Source organism: Amycolatopsis sp. H20-H5 (genome assembly GCF_035828755.1).
Classification (GTDB): Bacteria; Actinomycetota; Actinomycetes; order Mycobacteriales; family Pseudonocardiaceae; genus Amycolatopsis.
This window is the reverse complement of record NZ_JAYMZS010000115.1, coordinates 21,871-28,200: the sequence shown is the minus strand read 5'-3', so window position 1 is coordinate 28,200 and position 6,330 is coordinate 21,871. Positions and strand designations below refer to the sequence as shown.

General features: G+C 68.1%; 7 protein-coding genes and 1 pseudogene. 3 read left to right on the top strand and 5 right to left on the bottom strand.

The window, feature by feature from the left end; all coding sequences use genetic code 11:
- Window positions 1–215: 215 nt before the first annotated feature.
- The 3 genes from QMK34_RS38485 to QMK34_RS38475 form a co-directional block, all read right to left on the bottom strand.
- Window positions 216–920 (bottom strand): VIT1/CCC1 transporter family protein, encoded by a 705-nt coding sequence (locus tag QMK34_RS38485; RefSeq protein WP_442785313.1) that lies wholly within the window; start codon window positions 918–920, stop codon window positions 216–218.
- Between the two features lie 103 nt (window positions 921–1,023).
- On the bottom strand, window positions 1,024–2,007 hold the full coding sequence (locus QMK34_RS38480; protein WP_326419718.1) for a zinc-binding alcohol dehydrogenase family protein: 984 nt from the start codon (window positions 2,005–2,007) through the stop codon (window positions 1,024–1,026).
- A gap of 8 nt (window positions 2,008–2,015) precedes the next feature.
- Window positions 2,016–2,447 (bottom strand): MarR family winged helix-turn-helix transcriptional regulator, encoded by a 432-nt coding sequence (locus QMK34_RS38475; RefSeq protein ID WP_326419710.1) that lies wholly within the window; start codon window positions 2,445–2,447, stop codon window positions 2,016–2,018.
- Between the two features lie 86 nt (window positions 2,448–2,533).
- Here QMK34_RS38475 and QMK34_RS38470 point away from each other — a divergent pair, with 86 nt between their 5' ends.
- Window positions 2,534–2,989: an ATP-binding protein gene (locus tag QMK34_RS38470; protein WP_326419709.1), complete on the top strand. Its 456-nt coding sequence runs from the start codon at window positions 2,534–2,536 to the stop codon at window positions 2,987–2,989.
- 1 nt (window position 2,990) lies between these two features.
- Window positions 2,991–3,713: a tRNA(His) guanylyltransferase Thg1 family protein gene (locus tag QMK34_RS38465; protein WP_326419708.1), complete on the top strand. Its 723-nt coding sequence runs from the start codon at window positions 2,991–2,993 to the stop codon at window positions 3,711–3,713.
- Here the strand turns inward: QMK34_RS38465 and QMK34_RS38460 are convergent.
- Window positions 3,677–4,156, bottom strand: a pseudogene (locus tag QMK34_RS38460) (DUF2848 family protein); the annotation flags it as partial. The gene QMK34_RS38465 and the pseudogene QMK34_RS38460 sit on opposite strands and share 37 nt — an antisense overlap.
- Window positions 4,157–4,401: 245 nt before the next feature.
- Here QMK34_RS38460 and QMK34_RS38455 point away from each other — a divergent pair.
- The gene (locus tag QMK34_RS38455) at window positions 4,402–5,667 is read left to right on the top strand and encodes an MFS transporter (RefSeq protein ID WP_326419717.1); all 1,266 of its coding nucleotides are present in this window, start codon (window positions 4,402–4,404) and stop codon (window positions 5,665–5,667) included.
- Here the strand turns inward: QMK34_RS38455 and QMK34_RS38450 are convergent.
- Window positions 5,652–6,275, bottom strand: a complete 624-nt coding sequence (locus QMK34_RS38450; protein WP_326419707.1) for a GntR family transcriptional regulator — start codon at window positions 6,273–6,275, stop codon at window positions 5,652–5,654. The two genes, QMK34_RS38455 and QMK34_RS38450, sit on opposite strands and share 16 nt — an antisense overlap.
- Window positions 6,276–6,330: the final 55 nt, after the last annotated feature.

The window sequence follows — 6,330 nt, the reverse complement described above, 5'->3', positions numbered from 1 at the left end:
ACGTCATCGACCAGGGCCTCCGTGCGTCTGCCTGGCGACGCGGACACCAGGCAGACGCACGAAGAAGCCACTTCAGACGACGCCTCCGCCTCCAGATGCTAGAGATCTAGCCCTGTAGTACTAGCCCCCCGCTACCGCGGTCCCTGAAGGCCACCATGACGGCGTTAGACGCCGTCATGGTGGCCTTCAGGGGCAATCAAGCGGGGGTGGCGGGGTCAGCCGACGGTGACGCCGAACAGGACGCCGACGTAGTACGTGATCAGCATCGTGATCGCGCCGACGCCGACGTTGCGGGCGATCGCCCGGCCGATCTGCGCGTTGCCGAGCCGGGCGCTGAGCCAGCCGGTGATGACCAGGCCGAAGACGACCGCCGCCGCGCACGCCCAGACCCGCACCGGCACCGGCGTCCAGCCGATCGCCAGCAGCGGCAGGAGCGCGCCGACGGTGAACGACAGCAGGGACGCCCACGCCGCCTGCCACGGGCTGGTCAGGTTGTCCGGGTCGATGTGGAGCTCGGCCTCCGCGTGGGCCTGCAGGGCGTCCTTTTCGGACAGTTCCTTCGCGACCCGCGCGGCGAGCTCCGGCGAGAGTCCCTTTTCTTCGTAGATTTCCGCCAGTTCCCGTTCTTCCGCTTCCGGCATGTTTTTCAGTTCCAGTTTTTCCAGCTGGATCAGCGCTTGTTCGGTGTCGCGCTGGGTGCTCACCGAGACGTACTCGCCGCCCGCCATGGAAAGCGCCCCGGCGACCAGCCCGGCGATTCCCGCGGTGAGGATCGTGGTGTTGTCCGTGGTCGCGCCCGCGACGCCGACCACGATGCCGGCGACCGAGACGATCCCGTCGTTGGCGCCGAGAACCCCCGCGCGTAGCCAATTCAGCTTGCCGCCGACGTTTTCATGGGGTTCGTGGGTGTGTTCCAGCATCGTTTCGGTCACCGGACAAGTGAAACATGAAACGACTAGAGTGGCGAGGCCGGTTTATTCTTCGCCGGTTTGTCAGCGTAGGTTGTCCTTATTCATTATTGTCTTACCTAACCCGCACGACGAGCTTTCCCCGCGTGTGGCCCGCTTCCATCGCCGCGTGGGCTTCCGCTATCTGGTCAAGCCGGTAGACACGGTCGATCGGGACGACGGCGGTGCCCGCGGCGACAGCGTCCAGGAAGCCCTGCAGGACGTGGGTCGGCAGGTCCGCGGCTTCGCCGCCGTAGGCGCTCAACCGCACGCCGCGTGGCAGGTAGCCGATGGGGTAGAAGTCCTTCACGATCCATTCGTTCGACAGCATCCCCGTGAAGCAGACGACGCCGTGGACCCTGGTCGCGCGCAGCGTGTCGGGCAGGGTCGGGGTGCCGACCAGTTCCAGGGCGGTGTCGACGCCCCCGGGCAGGATCGCGCGCACCCGCGCGGCGATGTCTCCGGCGATGTCTCCGTCGTCGACGAGCACGTGGTCGACGCCGAGATCGGTGAGCGCTGAGACCTTGCTCGCGTTGCGGGTGGTCGAGAACACGGTCATCCCGCGCTGTTTCGCGAGTACCGCGGTCGCCATGCCGATCGACGATGTGCCGCCCCGGATCAGCAGGGTCTGACCCGGCCGGGCGTCGAGTCCGATGGTCAGCGAGCCGTACGAGGTCTGCAGCATCTCCGGAACGGCGCCGAGCACGCTCCAGTCGAGGTCGCTCTTGAAGGCGATCACCTGCCCGGCCGGCACGCGGGTGTACTCCGCGTAGCCGCCGTCGAAAGTGCGGCCCATGCCGCCCATCATGGTGACGACCTGCGTGCCGACCTCGAACTCCCCGCCGGGACACGCCGCGACCACGCCGGTCGCTTCGATGCCCAGCACTCGCGGGAAGGTGACGTCGCTCGCCAGCCCGAGCCGGGTGTGCAGCTCGGACCGGTTGAGCCCGAAGGCCTCGACGCGGATGAGCACCTCGCCGGGCGCCGGTTCGGGGACGGGGAGTTCGCGGATGGTCAGCGTGTCGGCCGGGCCTGGCGCGTCCAGGACGACGGCGCGCATCGTTTCGGTCATGGTTGCTTCCTTTCGGTGGCGCGGAGTGCCGCGAGACTGGTGGCGAGCTGGTCGAGTGCGCGCGGTGACAGGACTTCGCCGAACCGGGCCCCGAGTTCGGCTTCGAACGCCTCCGTGGCGTCGGCCAGGATCCGGTGGCCCGCCGGGGTGAGCACGATGATCGACGAGCGGCGGTCGTCGGGGTGCGACCGGCGTTCGCAGTACCCGGCGGCCTCGATCCGGTCGACGAGCTTGCTCGTGCCGCCGACGGTGATCACCAGCGCGCTCGCGATGTCCTGCACCCGGCAAGCTTCGGTGCGGGCGATGACCTGCATCGGGTCGAACCAGGTCATCGGCAGGCCGGTGTCGGCCTTCAACCGCGCGTCGACGGCGTTCCAGAGCTCGATCTCGACCCGGATCAGGTCGTCGAACAGGCGTTTCAGGTCCACCCGGGCCTCCTTGAGTGATCCGTGGAACTTACTTCCATGGAATATACATGTCGGCGGGCCCGGGAAAAATTCCCTAGGTTGGGGGCGTGCTCGAAGTGGTGATCCTCATCGGACTGCAGGCGGCCGGGAAGACGACGTTCTCCAGGCAGGTCCTCGGCGGCCACGAGCAGGTCAGCAAGGACCACTTCCCGAAGGCCCGGAACCGGCAGCGGCGGCAGTTGCGGCTGATCGCGGACGCACTCGAGGCAGGCCGTGACGTCGTCGTCGACAACACGAACCCGTCTGCTGAGGAGTGGCGGCCGATCGTCGAGGTGGCCAGAGCGGCCGGCGCTCGTGTGGTCGGCTACTGGTTCGCGCCCGACCCGGTCGGGTCGCTGGAGCGAAACGCGTTGCGGGACGCGGAAACCCGGGTGCCCCAGGTCGGCATGTATGCCACGCTCAAACGCCTGAGGCAACCGGTTCGCGACGACGGGTTCGACGAACTGTTCGAGGTGCGGTTCGACGGTGCCGGTGGTTTCGACCTACGCGGGATGGGGGATTGAGATGGACAACGACGAGTTCGAGTCACGGCAGCGAGCGGGCGAGTGGTTCCACTCGCTCACCATTCCGCCCGGTGTCCGGACGATCGTCCGGGTCGACGGCCGGAGCTTCTCCAGGTTCACCGAGGAGCGGTTCGAGAAGCCTTTCGATCCGCGGTTTTCGGCGCTCATGGAGCAGACGGCGCGGGCGTTGCTGACTGAGTTCGACGCGCGCTACGCCTACACCGAAAGTGACGAGATCTCGATCCTGTTCGACCCGTCGTTCGCACTTTTCGGGCGCAGCCTGGAAAAGCTCGTCTCCCTGACGGCGGGAGTCGCGTCCGCGACGTTCAGTCTCGCCGCGGGAGAAGCCGCGCACTTCGACAGTCGCGTGTGGATCGGCGCAGGTGTCGAAGACGTCGTCGACTACTTCTCCTGGCGCCAGGCGGACGCGTCGCGTTGTGCCCTTAACGGTTGGTGCTACTGGACTCTTCGCACTGAGGGCAAGACCCGCGCGGAGGCGACCGGTGAGCTGGAACACTCCACGTTCTCCGATCGCAACGAGCTGCTTTTCCGCCGTGGGATCAACTTCGCCGAGCTGCCGGCCTGGCAGCGTCGCGGAGTCGGGCTGTGGCGGGAAAACCGCGCGGTGCGGGTCGAGCGGGAGCTGCCGATGAAGGCCGCCTATCGCGCCCTCATCGGCGAGCTCGCTCAGCCGATGGCTTCCGGGAGCAACCGCACGTCGTAGGCGAGCTCGGCCGAGTCGCCGGTCGCGGGGTCGGTCAGCGCCACGCGCCACGACGTGCCGAACTGGTCGACCCCGGGCAGCATCGGGATCGTGCCGGAAATCAGCAGGGTGCCCGGGGCGTACAGGTCCCGCTCGCGCAGGACGTCGAGCCAGTACGACGGCGTGAGCAGCTCCGCCAGCGTGCCCTGCTGGATCAGCGTCCCGTCCACCCAGGCGGTGAGCGTCAGCTCGTCGAGGCGGTCGGCGACGTCGACAAGTCGCCACGCGCGCCGCGAGACGACGTCCGGCCCGGCGTTCTTGCTCCACGCGACGCCGTGGGCCTCCAGGGCGCGGTCGGTGTGATCGCAGGCGGCGGTGAGCAGGACGTTCTCCGGTGCGGGGCCGGTGACGATCAGTGCCCACTCGGCCTCGCCGGAGGTCCGTTCGTGCTGGACGGGGACTTTTGCAAGGTTGAGTCGAGGGGAAGTCCCCTTCAGTCGCCACCCCAGACTTGCCGTGTGCCCTGATGGGAGCCTTCACGGCGTTTAACGCCGTCATGGTGGCCTTCAGGAGCACGCATGAAACGGTCATAGCGGTATGAAACGGGCGAATAGGCCGCTTTTTCGTCCTTTGTGGAGGGTAGGCGGCTTCGAAGGACAGGTGCCCGAGGCTTCGAGCGGCGGCTGCTACGTCAGTTCTCAGACGCGTTCTGAGGCGCGCGTTCGCGGCGAGTCTCTCCGGCATCGCACTGGAGTGGTACGACTTCGCGGCGTACTCCGTGGCGGCGGCGACGATCTTCGGCGACCTGTTCTTCCCCTCCGGAGACAAGCTCGCCGGGACGCTCGCCGCGTTCTCGACCTACGCGGTCGGGTATCTCGCGCGGCCGATCGGCGGGTTCGTGTTCGGCAGGCTCGGCGACCGGCTCGGCCGTAAGCGGATCCTGGTGATGACGCTGGTGCTCACCGGCGTCGCCACGTTCCTGATCGGCGTGCTGCCGACCTACGAGAACATCGGCGGGTTCGCGGCCGCGCTGCTGGTCGCGCTGAGGTTCGCCCAGGGCGTCGGCATCGGCGGCGAGTGGGGCGGCGCCGTGCTGCTGTCGAGCGAGTTCGGCGATCCGCGCAAGCGCGGTTTCTGGGCTTCGGCGGCGCAGCTCGGGCCGCCCGCGGGAAACCTGCTGGCCAACGGCGTTCTGGCGCTGCTGGCGGCGTTGCTGACCGAGGCCCAGTTCAACTCCTGGGGCTGGCGCGTGGCGTTCCTGCTGTCCGGGGTGCTCTTCGGGTTCGGCCTGTGGATCCGGCTGAAGCTGGAGGAGACGCCGGTGTTCCGGCGGCTCGCCGAGCAGGGTGAGCGCTCGTCCGCGCCGATCTCCGAGGTGTTCCGCACCGAGCGTCGCGCGCTGCTCGCGGCCGTGCTGGTCCGCGTCTGCCCGGACGTGCTGTACGCGTTGTTCACCGTCTTCGTCCTGACCTACGTCACCTCGCACACCGGGCTTTCCCGCGGTGCCGGGCTCGCCGCGGTGATGATCGGCTCGGCGTTCCAGCTCGTGCTGATCCCGGCGTTCGGTGCCCTGTCCGACCGGGTCAGCAGGCGCAAGCTCTCCCTGTTCGCCACGATCGCGGCCGGGATCTGGCCGTTCGTGTTCTTCCCGCTGATCAGCGGCGGTTCGTTCCTGATGCTGGTGCTCGGCGTCGTCGTCGCGCTGGTGATCCACTCGGCGATGTACGGCCCGCAGGCAGCGCTGGTGACCGAACAGTTCACGCCGCGCCTGCGCTACACGGGCAGCTCGCTGGCGTACACGCTCGCCGGGGTCATCGGTGGCGCGCCCGCGCCGCTGCTGCTGACCGCGCTGCTCGCCGGATACGGAAGCTGGTTCGCCATCGCGATCTACCTGGTGGCGACGGCTGTCGTGAGCATCGTCGGCGTCTTGCTCGGGCGCGATCCCGACCAGGATGAGCTTCAGTTGGTGAGCTGAAGGTTCAGCGTCGTGCCCAGGTGGTCGTCGATCGCGGCCAGCGTCGCCGGGAGGTCTCCCGCCGCGAGCGCGTCGACGATCGCCTGGTGCTCACGGAGCACCGCGGCCTGACGCCGGGGAGTGCTGAACAGGGCGACGAGCCCGGCGCGGATCTGCCTGTCACGCAGGCCGGTGTAGGTGCGGATCAGCATCGCGTTGCCGGTCGACGCGATCAGCAGGCTGTGGAATTGGGCGTCGAGGTCGATGAAGTCCTTGGCCCGCTCGGGACTGGCGAGCCGCGCTTGGGCTTCGAGCGCCGCGCGCATCTCGGCGACCGGGACGGTGCCGTCTGCCAGCGCTTTTTCGGCAGCGAACCGCTCGAGAACGCCGCGGAGCTCGACGAGCTCGCGCAGTTCCTTGCTGGTGAGCGGGGCGATGTACGCGCCGCGCTTGGGGACCAGCTGGACGAGACCTTCGGCCGCGAGCATCAGCAGCGCTTCGCGGACCGGGGTGCGGGAGACGCCCACGCTGTCCGCGATCTCCTGCTCACTGAGGAATTCGCCCTGGACGCCGGGGTCGGTCAGCACGGTGGTTTTGAGGTATTCGTACGCTTTGTCGCGCCCGGTCACCGCTGCCCCCTGACTCCATACACGTTGTATACGAAGTCTAGGGCAACCAGTGCGA